Annotated in this window: 15 protein-coding genes and 1 pseudogene; 5 read left to right on the top strand and 11 right to left on the bottom strand. The window is 63.8% G+C overall.

What is annotated here, in order from left to right:
• Positions 1 to 121 precede the first annotated feature (121 nt).
• Positions 122 to 1,633: a M48 family metalloprotease gene (locus tag N0Q91_RS18315; protein ID WP_448131173.1), complete on the top strand. Its 1,512-nt coding sequence runs from the start codon at positions 122 to 124 to the stop codon at positions 1,631 to 1,633.
• Between the two features lie 188 nt (positions 1,634 to 1,821).
• Here N0Q91_RS18315 and N0Q91_RS18310 read toward each other — a convergent pair whose 3' ends face one another.
• From N0Q91_RS18310 to N0Q91_RS18280, 7 genes and pseudogenes are all read right to left on the bottom strand, one after another.
• The gene (locus tag N0Q91_RS18310) at positions 1,822 to 2,688 is read right to left on the bottom strand and encodes an RNA polymerase factor sigma-32 (RefSeq protein WP_275597130.1); all 867 of its coding nucleotides are present in this window, start codon (positions 2,686 to 2,688) and stop codon (positions 1,822 to 1,824) included.
• A 424-nt stretch (positions 2,689 to 3,112) separates the two neighbouring features.
• Positions 3,113 to 3,682, bottom strand: a complete 570-nt coding sequence (locus N0Q91_RS18305) for a CarD family transcriptional regulator (RefSeq protein ID WP_003535785.1) — start codon at positions 3,680 to 3,682, stop codon at positions 3,113 to 3,115.
• Positions 3,683 to 4,091: 409 nt separating this feature from the next.
• Positions 4,092 to 4,429: pseudogene (fdxA, locus tag N0Q91_RS18300) on the bottom strand (ferredoxin FdxA).
• A gap of 384 nt (positions 4,430 to 4,813) precedes the next feature.
• Entirely contained in the window at positions 4,814 to 5,227 is a 414-nt protein-coding gene (gene hslR / locus N0Q91_RS18295) for an Hsp15 family ribosome-associated heat shock protein (protein WP_275597129.1), read from the bottom strand.
• Positions 5,228 to 5,236: 9 nt separating this feature from the next.
• Complete coding sequence (locus N0Q91_RS18290; protein WP_275598153.1) at positions 5,237 to 8,287, bottom strand: helicase-related protein; 3,051 nt, start codon at positions 8,285 to 8,287, stop codon at positions 5,237 to 5,239.
• Between the two features lie 742 nt (positions 8,288 to 9,029).
• Positions 9,030 to 9,755 (bottom strand): beta-ketoacyl-ACP reductase, encoded by a 726-nt coding sequence (locus tag N0Q91_RS18285; RefSeq protein ID WP_018097420.1) that lies wholly within the window; start codon positions 9,753 to 9,755, stop codon positions 9,030 to 9,032.
• 117 nt (positions 9,756 to 9,872) lie between these two features.
• The gene (locus N0Q91_RS18280) at positions 9,873 to 11,054 is read right to left on the bottom strand and encodes an acetyl-CoA C-acetyltransferase (RefSeq protein ID WP_018097421.1); all 1,182 of its coding nucleotides are present in this window, start codon (positions 11,052 to 11,054) and stop codon (positions 9,873 to 9,875) included.
• A 222-nt stretch (positions 11,055 to 11,276) separates the two neighbouring features.
• On the opposite strand from N0Q91_RS18280, the gene phaR reads away from it, so the two are divergent.
• Entirely contained in the window at positions 11,277 to 11,855 is a 579-nt protein-coding gene (gene phaR / locus N0Q91_RS18275) for a polyhydroxyalkanoate synthesis repressor PhaR (RefSeq protein WP_003535770.1), read from the top strand.
• A gap of 177 nt (positions 11,856 to 12,032) precedes the next feature.
• Here the strand turns inward: phaR and rpmF are convergent, their stop codons facing one another.
• From rpmF to mtgA, 3 genes are all read right to left on the bottom strand, one after another.
• Positions 12,033 to 12,218: a 50S ribosomal protein L32 gene (rpmF, locus tag N0Q91_RS18270; protein WP_003535764.1), complete on the bottom strand. Its 186-nt coding sequence runs from the start codon at positions 12,216 to 12,218 to the stop codon at positions 12,033 to 12,035.
• A gap of 162 nt (positions 12,219 to 12,380) precedes the next feature.
• Positions 12,381 to 13,028 (bottom strand): glutathione S-transferase family protein, encoded by a 648-nt coding sequence (locus N0Q91_RS18265; protein WP_127711437.1) that lies wholly within the window; start codon positions 13,026 to 13,028, stop codon positions 12,381 to 12,383.
• A gap of 72 nt (positions 13,029 to 13,100) precedes the next feature.
• Positions 13,101 to 13,847, bottom strand: a complete 747-nt coding sequence (gene mtgA, locus N0Q91_RS18260) for a monofunctional biosynthetic peptidoglycan transglycosylase (protein ID WP_375341885.1) — start codon at positions 13,845 to 13,847, stop codon at positions 13,101 to 13,103.
• 191 nt (positions 13,848 to 14,038) lie between these two features.
• Between mtgA and N0Q91_RS18255 the strand changes: the two genes are divergently transcribed.
• The 3 genes from N0Q91_RS18255 to N0Q91_RS18245 all read left to right on the top strand — a co-directional run bounded on the left by N0Q91_RS18255 (position 14,039) and on the right by N0Q91_RS18245 (position 16,769).
• Positions 14,039 to 14,953: a polyprenyl synthetase family protein gene (locus N0Q91_RS18255; protein ID WP_275597128.1), complete on the top strand. Its 915-nt coding sequence runs from the start codon at positions 14,039 to 14,041 to the stop codon at positions 14,951 to 14,953.
• Positions 14,954 to 14,957: 4 nt separating this feature from the next.
• Positions 14,958 to 16,013 carry a histidinol-phosphate transaminase gene (gene hisC / locus N0Q91_RS18250; RefSeq protein ID WP_275597127.1) on the top strand — a complete coding sequence of 352 codons (1,056 nt, stop codon included), beginning with the start codon at positions 14,958 to 14,960 and terminating at the stop codon, positions 16,011 to 16,013.
• 114 nt (positions 16,014 to 16,127) lie between these two features.
• Positions 16,128 to 16,769, top strand: a complete 642-nt coding sequence (locus N0Q91_RS18245) for a LysE family translocator (protein ID WP_275597126.1) — start codon at positions 16,128 to 16,130, stop codon at positions 16,767 to 16,769.
• Between the two features lie 9 nt (positions 16,770 to 16,778).
• Here N0Q91_RS18245 and ispG read toward each other — a convergent pair whose 3' ends face one another.
• On the bottom strand, positions 16,779 to 18,032 hold the full coding sequence (gene ispG / locus N0Q91_RS18240) for a flavodoxin-dependent (E)-4-hydroxy-3-methylbut-2-enyl-diphosphate synthase (RefSeq protein ID WP_018097436.1): 1,254 nt from the start codon (positions 18,030 to 18,032) through the stop codon (positions 16,779 to 16,781).
• Between the last annotated feature and the right edge of the window lie 64 nt (positions 18,033 to 18,096).

Raw genomic sequence — 18,096 nt, 5'->3', positions numbered from 1 at the left:
ATCCTGGCTGAAACACCCGCGCCGGTGCGCCGCATCCGGCTGAAAAAGTAGGACTTTTCGCCGATTGCGATGAATGGCTTCGAGCCGCGGGTCGCGCCGGCGGATGGGGACGGGCTGAGGCATGATAAGGCAGGCAGTCATGAATGGCTGGTTTCCGCGGCGGCATGGAGCCGTGCGCGCACGAGCGCTGGTCGCATTGGGTGCCACGACGCTGATGGCTGGCTGCCAATCCGTCATCGAGCAGACCTACGAGCCCACCGTTTCGCCATCTTCGAATCCGCAGATCGTCGAGGAAGTGCAGAAGAACGACCCGCGGGCCCAGCTCGGTGCGCGCGAGCATCCGCGCATCGTGGCGAGCTACGGCGGAGAATACCGCGACGCCAAGACCGAGCGGCTGGTCGCCCGGATCACCGGCGCCCTGACGGCGGTTTCGGAAAACCCGCAGCAATCCTACCGCATCACCATTCTCAACTCGCCGGCAATCAACGCTTTCGCGCTTCCGGGCGGCTATCTCTACGTGACGCGCGGTCTGCTGGCGCTCGCCAACGACGCCGCGGAAGTGGCCGCCGTGCTCTCGCACGAGATGGCGCATGTGACGGCCAATCACGGCATCCAGCGGCAGCAGCGCGAGGAGGCGGAGGTGATCGCCAGCCGCGTCGTCTCCGAGGTGCTCTCCTCCGATCTTGCCGGCAAGCAGGCGCTTGCCCGCGGCAAGCTGCGCCTTGCCGCCTTCTCGCGCAATCAGGAACTGCAGGCCGACGTGATCGGCGTCCGCATGCTGGGCGAGGCGGGATACGACCCCTATTCGGCGGCGCGCTTCCTCGATTCCATGGCCGCCTATAGCCGCTTCAGCGCGGTCGATCCGGAGGCGGACCAGAGCCTCGACTTCCTGTCGAGCCACCCCAACGCGCCGCAACGCGTCGATCTCGCGCGCCGGCATGCCCGTGCCTTCGGCCCCGAGGGGACGAGCGGCGATCGCGGGCGCGACTATTATCTCGCCGGCATCGACGGTATCCTCTATGGCGACAGCCCGCAGGAGGGCTATGTCCGCGGACAGACCTTCCTGCACGGCCAGCTCGGCATACGCTTCGACGTGCCCACCGGCTTCCAGATCGACAACAAGGCCGAGGCGGTGCTTGCCACCGGCCCGGGCGAGGTCGCCATTCGTTTCGACGGCATCGCCGATACGAGCCGGCGCAGCCTCACCGACTACATCGCCAGCGGCTGGGTCACGGGCCTGAAACCCGATACGATCCGCCCGATCACCGTCAACGGCCTCGAGGCCGCAACGGCGCGCGCATCGGCCGACCGCTGGGATTTCGACGTCACGGTGATCAGGTTCGGCGAGCGCATCTACCGCTTCCTGACGGCCGTTCCGAAAGGCTCGAGCGCACTCGAGCCGACGGCAAACCAGTTGCGAACCTCCTTCCGCCGCATGACGTCCGGCGAGGTCCAGTCGTTGAAGCCGCTGCGCGTCCGGGTGGTCACGGTCAGGTCCGGCGATACGATCGCGACCCTTGCGGCCCGCATGATGGGTACGGACCGCAAGCTCGACCTTTTCCGGCTTATCAATGCGATGCAGATCACATCGACGGTCAGACCCGGCGACAAGGTGAAGATCATTTCGGAGTGAGGCGGCGTAACGGCGCCGCAGCCGCGACCTTCTCCCCGCTCGCGGGGAGAAGAGGACTCATGCCGCCGTTTCGCCTCTCAGTCGCTCAATTGAGCATTGGCGAGGCCGAGGCTCGTCGTTCGGGCCCGCCCGCGGGGGAAGGCTCCGGCAGGCGGATGAGGGCAAATGGCCTTGCGAAGCATCGCGCTTCAATGCATCGCCGCCGTCAGGGCGGGTACCTTGGCGGTGAGCGCCGCACGAAGCTTTTCGAGCGCGCGCGTTTCGATCTGCCGCACCCGTTCCTTCGATATTCCAAGCGCGACGCCGAGTTCCTCCAGCGTGGCGCCATCCTCCGTCAGGCGGCGGGCGCGAATGATCTTCATTTCACGTTCGCTGAGTTCTCCGAGCGCGATCTGCAGCCATCGGCGGGCGCGCTCGCCGTCGATCAGATCGCTCACCTGCTCGTCGGGCAGAGGTGCCTCGCTCGCCAGGAAATCCAGCCGGGCGCCGGCATCCGGGTCGCCGCCGCCGATCGGCGCCTGCAGCGACGCGTCGTTTCCGGAAAGGCGCGCATCCATTGTCTGCACGTCGGCAAGGCTGACACCGAGCGCCGCGGCTATCTCTTCGTGCATCGCCTGAGAGGTCAATTGTCTGTCCCCCTGGGCGAGCCTCGCGCGCAACCGGCGCAGGTTGAAAAACAGCGCCTTCTGCGCCGAACTGGTGCCGCCGCGTACGATCGACCAGTTGCGCAGCACGTAATCCTGCATCGATGCGCGGATCCACCAGGTCGCATAGGTCGAGAAACGCACCTCCCGGCTCGGCTCGAAACGCGCTGCGGCTTCCAGGAGCCCTATGTGACCCTCCTGCACGAGATCTCCCATGGGCAGCCCGAAACTGCGGAACTTCGCCGCCATCGAAATCACCAGGCGCATGTGCGACATTGCGATCTTGTTGCGCGCCTCCTGGTCGTTATCGTTTCGCCAGGCCTGTGCGAGCGCATGTTCCTCGTCCCGCTCGAGATAGGGCGCTTCCATGGCAATCTTGATCATACGCCTGTCTGCTGTGAGGGTCTTCATCGATTGCTCCGTAGCTGGCGGCGAGCGCCATTTCACGATTGAACTCCAAACGCCGAGCGCTCTCTTGCTGCGTTCGGCAACGGGACGGATGGCGCTGGTTGACGAAATGACAGGGCGCCCTAGATGGAAGAATACGAACCTGAGGCGTGAGGAAATCACGGGGCCAAGATCGCTCGGCAGCACAGGCGAAGACCTCCCTGCCGGGAGTGTTAAACGTGCGCGGGCGCGAAAAGTTCCGCGGGCGACAGCGATTCTTGATTGTGAGGCCGCCGCGATACGCCCCAACGATTGTAACGCGGCTTCGCCGCGCCCGGCTCCCGCCTTCTTGCGCCATCGGGCGCTCAGCTTCCGGGAATATACGGCAACAAAAAAGCCCGGCCTTTTTGATGGCCGGGCTGATCTGGTTGATGGACGCAAGGAGCGCTTAAGCGGCTTCGTCCTGTGCGTCGTCTTCTTCGATAGCCTTGCCGCGCTTCGGACCCTTGTTGAGATTGGCCTCGACGAGGCGAACGGCCTCCGTTTCCGACATCCTGTTCACGGCAGCGATTTCGCGCGCCATCCGGTCAAGCGCGGCTTCATAGAGCTGGCGCTCGGAATAGGACTGTTCCGGCTGGTTCTCGGCGCGATAGAGGTCGCGTACGACTTCCGCGATGGAAATGAGATCGCCGGAATTGATCTTGGCATCGTATTCCTGAGCGCGACGCGACCACATGGTCCGCTTCACGCGCGCCTTGCCCTGCACGACCTTCAACGCGCGGTCGACGAAATCGGTTTCGGACAGCTTACGCATGCCGATGCCCACGGCCTTCGCCACCGGCACCTTGAGACGCATCTTGTCCTTCTCGAAGTCGATGACAAAGAGTTCGAGCTTCATGCCCGCGACTTCCTGCTCCTCAATCGCGACGATCTGGCCAACGCCATGGGCCGGGTAAACGATCGATTCACCGGTCTTGAAGCCTTGGCGCGTTGAAGATTTCTTCTGCTGGGTGGTCATTCGTTTCAAACACTCCCTAGTGCGCACCCGGCCTTCACAGGGGCCGGGGCCGGGTCAGTCAGGCCCGGGATAGACGGGGGTACCGCCGGGTGGGTCCACCTGGTCCTCCAACGAAACGCAAACAAGCTCTTAGGGCGCAGTCACAAGCAACGGGCCGTTGCATATCTCAAAAGTGCCGCGCGGTGGAGATCGTTTGCTTTCGTGCTGGTTTTCGGGCGCGCAAAAGCACCCTCTGTGGATCAGTGCGTGAAAACTATCACAAAAAAGAGCGGAAATCAATAATTTGCTGCACGGCAACGATCAAGTCGCCGCGCTCGCAAGCGCGAAGTGCCGGCGGGATTTCCCCAGCTTTCCGGCCTCGCCATCTGTCGTCCGTCAGCATCGACGAACCGAGCGGCCGAAGCCCGTCTCAGTCGCCCTGTCCCGGTTCGGAAGAAAAATACTTCTCGTATTTTTCTTCTACCCCATCCATCTCCTTGGCCTCCGGCAGCGGGTCGCGCTTAACGGTGATGTTCGGCCACTGCGTGGAAAATTCCGCGTTCAGTTTCAACCACATATCGAGCCCCGGCTCGGTATCCGGCTTGATTGCACCCGCGGGACATTCCGGCTCGCATACGCCGCAGTCGATGCATTCATCCGGATGGATGACGAGGAAGTTCTCCCCTCATAGAAACAATCCACCGGGCAGACTTCAACGCAGTCCGTGTACTTGCAGCGAATGCAGTTATCGGTCACGACATACGTCATGAGGTACTCCAGCCAATGCTCACATTTGATGGCAGACGGCAATCAACGGTGATACTCGATCGCCCGCGCATGCTAGGCATGTCCGGCACGCATAGCTGCCGATGCAGACCCGAATGCCATCCTCAGCATGGCTTCGTGAATCGGAATCGATCCGGTGAAACCACACATCGGTTCAAGCTGCTACACCAACCTTCGCCCCTCGAACTGGACGTTCGGCACTGTAGCGTTGCTTGTCACGTAAAGGCTTTGACTGGCCTTTGCAAGAATTATCCATGCGCGATTTGCCCCTGTGGGGGCACAGTTTTCCAGCCTCGGGACGGGCGTGCCGAAATCGGTTGCAGGCCGCCTGCGACAGTGTACGGCGCCGGGTTCAAAGTCTGAAAATCAGTCGTCATCGGGGTCCGGCCCCGGCCGCAAGCGGTCCGTCTCGCGGCGCTCCCGCTTTGTCGGCCGCCCCGCGCCGCGGTCGCGCGTCGCCTGCTCGAAAAGCGTGGGTCTGACGGCGGGTACGGCGGGGGTCAGATCCTCGTAGAGGAGGCGCGCTTCCTCATAGGGACCGCGGCGGGACCCGGGCAGCAGCACGCGCACGACGAGATCGCGCCGCTCCAGCGACACCTCGAGCATGTCGCCGGCCCTGATCTGGGCGGACGATTGCGTCTCACGCCTGCCGTTGACGGCCACATGGCCCGCCTCGATCGCCTTCTGGGCGAGCGAACGCGATTTGATCAGCCGGGCGAAGAACAGCCACTTGTCGAGCCGCTGGCGCATTGCAGGGGCGGACGGCGGCTGTTTTTCCATGGGCCTGACCTACTTCTTCATCTGCTCCTTCAGAGCAGCGAGTTTGGCGAAAGGCGAATCCGGATCGATCGGCTTTTCCTTGCGGGGCGGGCGCCCTTCGAACTTGGAGGGAGACGACTTGTTTCGATCGTGCCGGTCGCCGCGGTCCTTTCGCTGACCGCCCGGCCTTCCTTCGGACCCCTTGCCTTCCTGCGGCTTGCCTTCCCAGGGCTTGCCCTGCGACTTGCCATGAGGAGCCTGCCTGCGGCCGCCCTCGCGGCCTTCGGTCTGGCCATGGCGCTGGCCCCCTCGGCGCTGTTCGCCCTGGCGACCGCCCTGTCGCTGATTGTCCTGACGGGTGCCCGGACGCCACAGGAGCACCGGCTTGGCTTCAACCGGGGCCTCCGGCTCAGCCGGTGCCGCTGCATCGTCGCTTGCCGGCGCCGCCGGCGTCGTTGCAGCTGCGGTATCGGCGGCGGCTTCCGTCTCTGCGGCAGGCGTCTCGGCAGCCGCGGTTCCGGCGGTTTCCGTCTCTGCGGCAGGCGCATCCGCGGCCTCCGCCTCGACGCCCGCATCCGCTACGCTCGCACCGGCCTCTTCGGCAGGCGCCGTGTCCCCATTCTGGCTTGCCAGGAAAGCTGCCGCCTCTTCGGCCGGCACGGCGTCGGCGCGATAGCCGAGACCCTTGAGGATTTCCTCCATGTCATCCGGCGTCGCCCCGAGAATGGACAACATCGACGTCGTCGCGACGAAACGGCGGCCGTCATAGGCGCCTTCCGGACGCGGCGACGTCCCCGGCTTCCACTGCAGGAGCGGACGGATGAGATCGGCAAGCCGCTCGAGGATATCGATCCGCACCGCGCGCTTGCCGAGGAACCGGAAGCCCGCGAGCTTGTAGAAGGTCCGCTCGAAAGACGGATCGGTGACGACCGAGGTACGGCCGGCGGCAAGCATCGGGATGAGCTCGCCGTAACCGGGCTTGTCCAGCCCGTCGTTCTTCAGTGCCCAGAGAAGCGTGATCAGCTCCGCCGGAGCCGGCTTCAGAAGCGCGGGGAGGAAGATGTGATAGGCGCCGAAGCGTACACCGTATCTGCGAATCGATGCGCGGCTCTCCTGATCGAGCGACTTTACGTCTTCGGCGACGTCGCGACGGAAGAGCACGCCGAGATTCTCGACGATCTGGAAGGCGAGACCCTTGGCGAGACCCTCCAGATCCTCGGCGCGCGAAATGTCGTCCAGAGGCTTCAGCACCGTGCTGATGTGATGGTTCACGAAACGCTCGATCCGCGCCAGGACATGTTCGCGGGCATTAGCCTGAAGCTGGTCGTCGGCAAGCAGGATGACGCGGGGACGCATGACGTGGTCGCTCGCCGTGAGCCGCGCGACCGGATCGCCGAGCCAACGGACAAGACCGTCCGACGACAGAGCAAGGTCGCCATTGCCGGCCGCATGGAGACGAGCGGCGCGCGCTTCGAATTCCAGCGCGAGCGCCTTATGGGCGGCACCCTGAACGGCCTTCGCGTCCGTTCCCTCGCTGCCCGCGGCGAGCGTGAACCGGAAACCGGCTAGCTGACCCACATGGTGTCCCTCGACGAAGACATCACCATTCACACTGATTTCTGCTTCCAGCATCGCATTCTCTCTCAGGCGCTTCATGAGCACAGATGTCCTGCGATCAACAAAGCGTTTCGTCAACCTTTCATGTAGCGCGTCGGACAATCGATCTTCGATTTCCCGCGTCTTTTCTTGCCAGTGTGTCGGATCGGCAAGCCACCCGGGCCGGTTGGATACATAGGTCCAGGTCCTGATCTGCGCAATTCGCGCCGAAAGTGTGTCGATTTCGCCGTCCGTATGATCGGCGCGCCGGACCTGTTCGGCCATGAAATCTTCGTTGACCGTGCCATGGCGAACGAGGTCCGCATAGATGGTCGAGATCAGGTCCGCGTGCTGAGCCGGCGTGATGCGGCGATAATCCGGGAGCGCGCAGGCTTCCCAGAGCTTCTCGACGCGCTCGGACGCCGTGGCGACGTCGACGATCTCCGGGTAGCGGGTCAGATGCTCGAGAGCCTGCTGATCGACGGCCGGGAGCGCCCGCGCCAGGCCGGATACCGCCGGTGCGGCCTCGAGGCTCTTTTTCAGTGCCTTCAGCGAAGAAAAGTCGAGCGCCTTGGAGCGCCATTGCAGCACGCGGACCGGGTCGAACTCATGCGATTCGATGCGGTGCACCAGCTCCTCGTCGAACGGATCGACGCGTCCGGTCACGCCGAAGGTCCCGTCCCGGACGTGCCTGCCCGCGCGCCCCGCGACCTGGGCGAGCTCCGCCGGATTGAGGTTACGGTACTGGTAGCCGTCGAACTTGCGGTCCTGAGCGAAGGCGACATGGTCGACGTCGAGGTTCAGCCCCATGCCGATCGCGTCGGTCGCCACGAGGTAGTCGACGTCCCCCTCCTGATAGAGCGCCACCTGGGCATTGCGCGTTCGCGGCGAAAGCGCGCCCAGTACGACGGCCGCGCCGCCGCGCTGGCGCCGGATGAGCTCCGCGATCGCATAGACCTCGTCGGCCGAAAAGGCGACGATTGCCGAGCGGTTCGGCAGGCGGGTGATTTTCTTGGAGCCGGCATAGAGAAGCTGCGACATGCGCGGCCGCTCGACGACGGTGATGCCGGGCAGCAGATATTCGAGGATCGGCCGCATCGTCGCGGCGCCGAGCAGCAGCGTCTCGCCGCGGCCGCGCAGGTGCAGTATCCGGTCCGTGAAGATATGGCCGCGTTCGAGATCGCCCGCCAGCTGAACCTCGTCGATCGCCACGAAGGAGGCCGTGGTCTCGCGCGGCATCGCTTCCACCGTGCAGACCGAAAAGCGGGCGCGATGCGGGGCGATCTTTTCCTCGCCCGTGATCAGCGCGACATTGTGGTGGCCGACCTTCTCCACGAGACGCGTATAGACCTCGCGTGCGAGCAATCTCAGCGGCAGCCCTATGACGCCGCTGTCATGCGCGATCATGCGCTCGATCGCATAATGGGTCTTGCCGGTATTGGTGGGTCCGAGCACCGCGGTCACGCCGCGGCCGCTCAGGATCATGGATTGAAAAGACAAGGTCTCGATCCCGGACAGTCTCTACAGCACCGCGCTTCCTTGGTCGCGCAAAGCTCGCTGCAGTGCTGATTTGGCGTATGTATTATCCTTAAAACGGCTCCGATTTAAGGAACACGTATGGTGAGCCGGCGCGCGTTCACGCTCCGGCGGGAAACAGATGCCTATGCGACATGCCAAACGCAAGGGTTCACGGGGAATAAATGCACCAAGCGGCCAACCATATCTTGCGGCTCCCCTTTCAACTGCAGTTCTGGATTCTGGAACAGCGACGGAACGAATCAGAGACGAATCGCTGACTCCCGCTGATTCACTTTATGTTCACGGCTATATATAGATTTCAACATCTAGTTACGCACCAGATGCTGAATCCAAGGGAGGATCACCCCTCGGAAGCTGCCGATCGGCTTCCATTGTCGTCATCGCAGCCGTTGACTACGCAAAGGATTCCGAATCCAAGAGTCTGGAAAGATTGAAAAATTTTAACGGGATTCGCCGCCGATCGGCCGAGTCCGGAAATAGGAATCGCTTCACAGGCACCCGCTCCCGCATGGGCAGAGCGGCACCGACTCGCCCGGAGGAACGTTTTCCCCTTTCGTTCGCCACAATATCTAGTGGCACCTATAGACATCGGGGGGCAGGCTTCAGGATGGACACGGATGCGAGATCGAAGACCAAAACGAATCCGGCGCCCCGAAGGGCGCCGAAAAAAAGCCGCCGGCATTACGCCTCAGGCGAAGTACTGGCCCCCATTGGCCGAAATCGTCGAGCCGGTGATGAAGCCCGCGTCGTCTGAAGCGAGAAACACGACGCAGCGTGCCACTTCCTCCGGCTCGCCCAGGCGTCCCACCGGTATCTGTGGAATGATCCGCTCGTTGAGCACCTTTTCCGGAACGGCGCGCACCATCTCGGTGCCGATATAGCCGGGGCAAATCGCGTTGACGGTGATCCCCTTCGCCGCCCCTTCCTGGGCCAGGGCCTTGGTCAGGCCGAGATCGCCGGCCTTGGCGGCGGAATAGTTCACCTGGCCCATCTGCCCCTTCTGGCCGTTGATCGACGAGATGTTGACGATGCGCCCGAAACCGCGGTCGCGCATGCCCGACCAGACCGGATGCGTCATGTTGAACACGCCGGTGAGATTGGTGCCGATCACTTCGCCCCACTGTTCCGGCGTCATCTTGTGGAACATGGCGTCACGGGTGATGCCGGCATTGTTGACGAGGATGTCGACCGGTCCGAGGTCCGCCTCGACCCTGGCGATGCCGTCGACGCAGGCCTGATAACTCGATACGTCCCATTTATAGACGGGAATGCCGCTTTCCTGCTCGAAGGCCTTGGCCCTCTCGTCATTTCCGGCATAGTTTGCGGCCACCTTGTAGCCCGCAGCCTTCAACGCCACGCAAATTGCGGCGCCAATGCCGCGGGATCCGCCCGTTACCAGTGCTACCCTGCTCATACTCGCCTCCCGCTCGGTTGATTCAAATTCGCAAAAGCACACCCCTGCAGCCCGGCGAGCCCGGGCCGCTGATCTCCATCGTCTGATCCGAAACTTGCCCGCATTGCAGGCGGCCGGTTACAGGCGTTCCACGCACATGGCGACGCCCATGCCGCCGCCGATGCACAGGGTGGCAAGCCCCTTGGAGACGCCGCGCCGCTTCATTTCGAAAAGAAGCGTGTTCAGCACGCGGGCACCGGAGGCACCGATCGGATGGCCGATGGCGATCGCTCCGCCATTGACGTTGACGATCGAAGGATCCCAGCCGAGGTCCTTGTTGACGGCGCAGGCCTGAGCCGCGAAAGCCTCGTTCGCTTCCACGAGCTCGATGTCGGCGACCGACCAGCCGGCTTTTTCGAGGGCCTTGCGCGATGCGGGGATGGGGCCGGTGCCCATGATCTGCGGGTCGACGCCTGCCGTGGCCCAGGAGACGATGCGGGCAAGCGGCTGGATGCCGCGCCGGGCCGCCTCGGCCTCGGTCATCAAGAGCGCCGCGGCGGCGCCGTCGTTGAGACCCGAAGCATTGCCCGCGGTCACGGTACCTTCCTTGTCGAAGGCCGGGCGGAGCTTTGCGATCGAATCGAGCGTGGCACCGTGGCGGATGTACTCGTCCTGATCCACGGTTACGTCGCCCTTGCGCGTCTTCACGACGAAAGGCACGATCTCGTCGGCAAAACGCCCGGCCTTCTGGGCCGCTTCCGCCTTGTTCTGGGAGGCAAGCGCGAATTCGTCCTGTTCCTCGCGCGTCAGCTGCCATTTCCGCGCAACGTTCTCGGCGGTGATGCCCATGTGGTAGCCGTAGAAGGCATCCGTCAGGCCGTCCTTGATCATCGTGTCGATCATCTTGTAGTCGCCCATCTTCACGCCGCCGCGCAGGTGCGCGCAATGCGGCGCCATGGACATCGACTCCATGCCGCCGGCAACGATGACCTTCGCGTCACCGGTTGCGATCTGCTGCATGCCGAGCGCCACGGCGCGCAGGCCCGAGCCGCAAAGCTGGTTCATGCCCCAGGCGGTCTTTTCCTGCGGGAGGCCCGCCTTCATCGCCGCTTGCCGTGCAGGATTCTGCCCCTCGCCCGCCGGCAGCACCTGGCCGAGGATCACCTCGTCCACCTCGCCCGCTTCGACGCCCGCCCGCTCGAGCACCGCCTTGATGGCGGCCGCGCCCAGTTCGTGCGCGGGAGTGTTGCCGAAGGCGCCATTGAAGGAGCCGACGGCCGTGCGGGCCGCGCTGGCGATGACGATCGAGGGATTGCTCATGGGACGTTCCTCATATTTGCTTTGCCTGATGGAGGCAGACTGGCAAAGGGAGGAGCGCGAGTCAAACGGCTAGTTGCACTGCCGCAAAAGCTTCACGGTGGCTTGTCGGCGCTTGTTCGCAGCTGCGTCGCCGCATTGCACAAAGAGATTGTCAGTGGCGCTCTTTTGCGGATACTCTGAAAAATACAATAAAGACGGGACCATGGGTAAGAGGAGACCCTGATGGGGAAAAACGAAGGCCAGATCGTCATCAAGAAATATGCGAACCGGCGCCTCTACAATACCGGTACGAGCACTTACGTGACCCTCGACGACCTGGCTGTCATGGTGAAGAGGGGCGAGGACTTCATCGTGCAGGATGCCAAGTCCGGCGAAGACATAACCCATTCCGTGCTGACGCAGATCATCTTCGAGCAGGAGTCGAAGACCGGCAACACGCTTCTGCCGATTTCCTTTCTCCGCCAGTTGATCTCCTTTTATGGCGACCAGATGCAGATGGTCGTACCGAGCTATCTCGAGCACTCGATGCAGGCCTTCACCGAACAGCAGGCGCAGATGCGCGAGCAGATCACCAAGGCCTTCGGCGACACGCCGATCGGCAAGAACCTGAAGGTGCCGCTGCAGCTCGTCGAGGAACAGGTCCGGCGCAACACCGAAATGTTCCATCAGGCCATGCAGATGTTTTCGCCCTTCATGGCCGCCCCGCCGGCCAAGGAAACCAGGAAGGCCGAGGCGAAGGACATCGACGAACTGAAGGAACAGCTTCGCGCCCTTCAGACGAAACTGGACAATCTGGGCTGAACTTCCGCGATGCTTCTCCGTGATGGCAGGGGCTCCAGCCCCTCACCCCGCTTGCAGGGAGAAGGTGGGCGGCAGGCCGGATGAGAGGCGCGCTCGTCCAAGCCATCAGACATTCGCACCAAAAGAAAAAGGGCCGGCAATGCCGACCCTTCGAACTTCATCCGCAGGCGGAAACGCTTATGCGTTTTCCTTCGGCGTCAGAACCTGGCGGCCGCGATACATGCCGGTCTTCAGGTCGATATGATGCGGGCGGCGCAGTTCGCCGGAGTTCTTGTCTTCGATGTAGGTCGGAGCCTTGAGGGCGTCAGCGGAACGGCGCATGCCACGCTTGGACGGGCTCGTTTTTCTTTTCGGTACAGCCATTTCATTCTCCACTTATCGGGCAAAACACTGTTCAGCAGCCGAAAATGGCCGGGTCAAACAGATGTCGATCTCGGAATTTCGCGCGCTTATACATGTCGAACCGCACTTTGACCAGTCCCCGCGCGCAAATTTTCGACTCCCCTCGGGAAGCCTCGATCCGCTTCAGGCCTCGTCCTCCGGCACGATCCAGGGTTCGGCTCTTGCGGCCTCCTCCCACCTGCGGAAGGCCGGATGCGCCTTGACGGCATCCATATAGGCGAGCGTCGCCGGGTCCGTCACGAGCTCATAGGTCTCGAAACGGTTGACGACCGGAGCGAACATCGCGTCGGCCGCGGTGAACCGGCCGAAAAGGAACGGACCCCCTGATCGCTCGACCGACTCCCGCCAGATCGTCTCGATCCGCGCCACATCCTCGCTGACGCCATCCGGCAGAGCGATCGACTTTCTCGGCCGGCGGATATTCATCGGGCAGGCGCCGCGCAGCGCCCGGAAGCCGGAGAGCATCTCCATCGAGTAGCTGCGCGCACGGGCACGATCCGCGCGCTCCTCCGGCCAGAGACCTGCATCCGGGAAAAGCTCCGCCGCGTATTCGATGATCGCGAGCGACTCCCAAACGCGGTTTTCGCCATGGTGGAGCACCGGAACGCGCCCTGTCGGCGAGATTTCGCGGAACCGCGGATTGCCGGCCGCGAAATCGAAAGGAATAACGACATCCTCGAACGGAATGCCGCAAGCCGTGAGCGCGAGCCAGGGGCGCATCGACCAGGACGAATAGTTCTTGTTGCCGACATAGAGGACGAGCTTGGTCATGATCTGTCTCCGCTGAAACCGAGGGCAGACTTGCCACATCGGCACCGGACAAACCAATGAATTGGTTTCATCTTAATCATAAAGGCAGGTGATGTAACCGCCGGAGCGGCTGGCACGGCGCTCGATCACGCCGGCGAGGCGCCTGAGACCGCGCCCGGGCTTTCCCGCATTGCGGTCGATCGGGTTGGGCAGCGAAACGGCGAGGAGAGCGGCCTGCCGGCGCGAAAGCTTCGCCGCCGAAACGCCGAAATGATGACGGGCGGCGGCCTCGATCCCGTAGATGCCCTCGCCCCATTCGGCGACGTTCAGGTAGATCTCCATCAGGCGCCGCTTGCTCCAGGCGAAATCGGCTGCGATCGCCAGCGGCAGTTCCATCGCCTTGCGCACGAAGGAGCGGCCGTTCCAGAGGAACAGGTTCTTGACCGTCTGCATCGGGATCGTGCTGGCGCCACGCGTCTGTTCGCCGTCGAGCGCGTCCTCGACGACGCCACGCATCTGCGCCCAATCGATGCCGGCATGAGCGCAGAACTGCCCGTCCTCCGACATCATCACCGACTGAACGAGCACCGGCGCGATATCGTCGAATTCCACCCACTGCCGGTCGTAGCCCCGCAGCAGCACGAGGTCGCGCAGCATCAGTGTCGAGACCGGGTGAATGAACTCCAGGAGATAGAGGACGATCAAGGCATAAGGCAGGATGAGAACGGAGAGGACGACGAGAACGAGCCGACGCCACCGCGAGCGCCACGTCCTGCGCGTGGCTGCCCGGCGACCGGCGGGCAACTCCGCCTCCTCGCGTTCTTCCGAAACGATCTCCACGCCCCGTCCGTCCACCTCTTTTCCGCCCGCCTCTTGTCCCATTCACCCTCTCATATGCGATGGCGAGCGAAAGTTGAACGGCCTTTCTCGCAAAAGGCAAGGCTCTGCAGCGCCGTCGTCCCCGGACCGGCCCTGTGCGCGCGACGCAAAACCCCGTTGAAAGCCGCTCCGCCGCATGTCAAAGAGCCTCTATGACAGACGAAAGATCATCCTTTCCGGCGCGCCTCAGGACCAACGCGTCCGCAGTCGAAGCGCTGCTCGAGACGTTGCTCGGCCCGGCCCCGGGCGCGGGCGAAATCGCCCGCCCGGAAAACCTGCTCGGCGCCATGCGCCATGGCGTGCTCAACGGCGGCAAGCGGCTGCGGCCTTTTCTCGTCGCCGAAAGCGCGGCACTCCTTGGCGGCGATGCGGAAGCGGCGCTCAGAACAGGCGCCGCGCTCGAATGCATCCACTGCTACTCGCTCGTCCATGACGACCTCCCGGCCATGGACGACGACGACATGCGCCGCGGAAAGCCGACGGTGCACGTCGCCTTCGACGAGGCGACGGCGATCCTCGCGGGCGACAGCCTGCTGACCTTCGCCTTCGACATCATCGCGGCGCCGGAAACGGCGCTTTCCGACCGCCAGAAGACGACGCTCGTTCTGGCGCTCGCGCGCGCGGCCGGGCATGGCGGCATGGCCGGCGGTCAGGCGCTCGACCTTGCCGCCGAAAAGAGTGCTCCCGACGAAGCCGGCATCGTCCTCTTGCAGTCGATGAAGACAGGGGCCCTCATCCGCTTCGCCTGCGAGGCGGGCGCAATCATCGCCGATGCGCCGGCAGAGGACCGCCGACGCCTGCGCGCCTTCGGAGAGAAGATCGGCCTCGCCTTTCAGCTCGCCGACGACCTTCTCGACCTCACCGCCGATGCAGCAATCGTCGGCAAGGCGACCGGCAAGGATGCGGCACGGGGGAAGGGTACGCTTGTCTCCCTGCACGGCCAGCCCTGGGCCGAGCGCCGGCTCGAAAGCCTGGTGGCCGAGGCGGAAGGCCTGCTCGAACCCTACGGGCCAAGCTCGGCGATCCTTGCCGAAACCGCCCGCTTCATCGCCAATCGCAGGAACTGAGCTCATGAGCAAATTCTGGTCGCCGATCGTGGCCGCGCTGAAACCCTACGTTCCCGGTGAACAGCCGCGCATGGCCGATCTCGTCAAGCTCAACACCAATGAGAGCCCCTATGGGCCCTCGGAAAAGGCGCTGGAGGCGATCCGGGCGGCGGCGGACACGGATCTCCGCCTCTATCCGGATCCCGTCGCTCTCGGGCTGCGGGAGACGATCGCCGCGCGCCACAAGGTATCGGTGGGGGAGGTCTTCGTCGGCAACGGTTCCGACGAGGTCTTGGCACACGCTTTCGCCGCGCTGCTGAAGCACGACAGGCCGCTGCTTTTTCCGGACATCTCCTACAGCTTCTACACGACCTATGCGGGCCTTTTCGGCATCGAGGCGGTGGAGGTGCCGCTCGACGCCGCATTCCGCATCGACATCGCCGATTATCGCCGTCCCTCGGGCGCGGTCATCCTGCCGAACCCGAACGCCCCGACGGGCATCGGCCTGCCGCTTGCCGATATCGAAAGGCTGGTGGCCGAGCATCCCGATCAGCCGGTGGTGATCGACGAGGCCTATATCGATTTCGGCGGCGCATCCGCAATCGCGCTCGTTCCGAAATACGACAATCTGCTCGTGGTTCAGACCTTCTCCAAGTCACGCGCCCTGGCCGGCCTGCGCGTCGGCTTCGCGATCGGCCAGCGCCCGCTGGTCGAGGCGCTGGAGCGCGTCAAGGACAGCTTCAACTCCTATCCGCTCGGACGCACCGCCCAGGCGGGTGCAACGGCCGCGATGAAGGACGAGGCATGGTTCGAGGCTACCCGCGGCAAGATCATCGCCTCGCGGGCGAAGCTGACGCGCCAACTCGAAAAGCGCGGCTTCGAGGTCCTGCCGTCGCAGGCAAACTTCGTCTTCGCCCGCCACCCCCGACATGCGGGCCAGACGCTGGCGGCGAAACTGCGCGAAAGGGCTGTGATCGTCCGCCATTTCGCCAAGCCCCGAATTGCGGATTTCCTGCGCATCACCATCGGCACCGACGCGGAATGCGCCAAGCTGGTCGCGGCACTCGACGAGGTTCTGTGAGGCGGCACAGAATCGGGTGCTGCAGCAAAATGCTGCAGGTGGTTACGGCCAGCCTCCCATTGGCATCAACGGAGGCCTCGGCTACTGTCCCCGCAAGGACAATCGGACGCCGTCATGCTGGACCTTACGCCCTATCTGCCGCAGCTCCTCGTCGCCTGGACGGCCTATGTCATCGCCGTTGCCTCGCCGGGGCCCGCGGTTCTGGCGATCATCGCAACCTCGATCAGCCGGGGGAGACGCGCAGGCCTCGCGCTCGCCTTCGGCGTGCTGAGCGGCAGCTACACCTGGGCGATGCTGACGGCTTCCGGCCTATCGGCCCTGATCCGGACCTATGGCCAGGCGATCATCGTCCTGAAGATCGCCGGCGCCTGCTACCTGTTCTGGCTTGCCTATAATGCGTTGAGAGCGGCGATGCGGGGCGACGCCCGACCGTCCGCCCTTCGTGTGCCTCCGACCTCCTCGCTAAAGAAGCTTTACCTCAAAGGCCTCGGGATCCACCTGACGAATCCGAAGGCGATCTTCGCCTGGATGATGCTGGTTTCGCTCGGAATGCCGGAGGGAGCGCCGGTCGGCGTCACCGCCGCCTTCATCGTCGGCTGCATGCTGATCGGTCTCGTGACCTTCTGCGGCTTCGCGATCGTCTTCTCGCTCGCGCCGGTCCATCGGGCCTATCTGAAATCGCGGCGGATCATCGAGAGCCTGATGGCCGGCTTCTTCGCCTTTGCCGGCTTCAAGCTTTTGACGGCGCGGCTTTGATCCTCGATACTACTCCGCGGCCGCCTGGCCGTGGCCGAAGCGTTTCTCGATATAATCGGCGACGAGAAGCTGAAAGTCCTCGGCGATCTTCGGTCCGCGCAGCGTCAGCGCCTTCTGCCCGTCGATAAAGACGGGTGCGGCCGGCATTTCGCCGGTTCCAGGAAGCGAGATACCGATATCGGCATGCTTGCTCTCGCCGGGGCCGTTGACGATGCAGCCCATCACGGCGACCTTCAGCGCCTCGACGCCCGGATATTTCTCACGCCAGACCGGCATGCTCGCACGGATATCCTCCTGGATCTTCTGGGCCAGTTCCTGGAACACGGTCGAGGTGGTGCGGCCGCAGCCCGGACAGGCCGCGACCACCGGAATGAACTGACGGAAGCCCATCACCTGCAGAAGCTCCTGCGCCACCTGCACCTCGCGCGTGCGGTCGCCGCCGGGTTCGGGCGTCAGGGAAATGCGGATGGTGTCGCCGATGCCCTGCTGCATCAGAATGCCGAGCGAGGCGGAAGAGGCGACGATGCCCTTGGTGCCCATGCCCGCCTCGGTGAGGCCGAGATGAAGCGCATGGTCGGAACGGGCGGCGAGCATCGCATAGACGGCGATCAGGTCCTGCACGCCCGAGACCTTGGCGGACAGGATGATGCGGTTGCGCGGCAGGCCCAGCTCCTCTGCAAGTTCCGCCGAGAGAAGCGCCGATTGCACGATCGTCTCGCGCATCACCTGCTGTGCCGTCAGAGGGGAGCCATTCGCCTGGTTCGCGTCCATCAGGCGCGTCAGCAGTTCCTGATCGAGCGAGCCCCAGTTCACCCCGATGCGCACCGGTTTGTCGTAGCGGATCGCCATCTCGATGATTTCGGCGAACTGCTTGTCCTTCTTGTCCTTGAAACCGACATTGCCGGGATTGATGCGGTATTTGGCAAGCGCCTCGGCACAGGCCGGATGATCGGCGAGCAGCTTGTGCCCGATATAATGAAAATCGCCGACGAGCGGCACGTCCATGCCGAGGCGCAGGAGCCGCTCGCGGATCTTCGGCACGGCCGCGGCGCTCTCGTCGCGATCGACCGTGATGCGCACCAGCTCCGAACCTGCCTTGTGGAGTGCGGCCACCTGCGCCACCGTCGCATCGATATCGGCCGTATCGGTGTTCGTCATCGACTGGACGACGACCGGAGCACCGCCACCGACGATCACGCCGCCGACATCGACGGCGACCGAGGCGCGGCGCGGCTGTGGCTCGAAATCGAAGGCAGAAGACATGAAGGCCTCTTCTTGGGTCCGTTGCTGCAGAGCGGAACGCGCACGGACCGCCCGATACTTTCAC

The sequence above is a fragment of the Sinorhizobium prairiense genome (genome assembly GCF_029201645.2).
GTDB classification, from domain to species: domain Bacteria; phylum Pseudomonadota; class Alphaproteobacteria; order Rhizobiales; family Rhizobiaceae; genus Sinorhizobium; species Sinorhizobium meliloti_A.
Note: the sequence above shows the minus strand (reverse complement) of the source record. Positions and strands in the feature narration are given on the sequence as shown.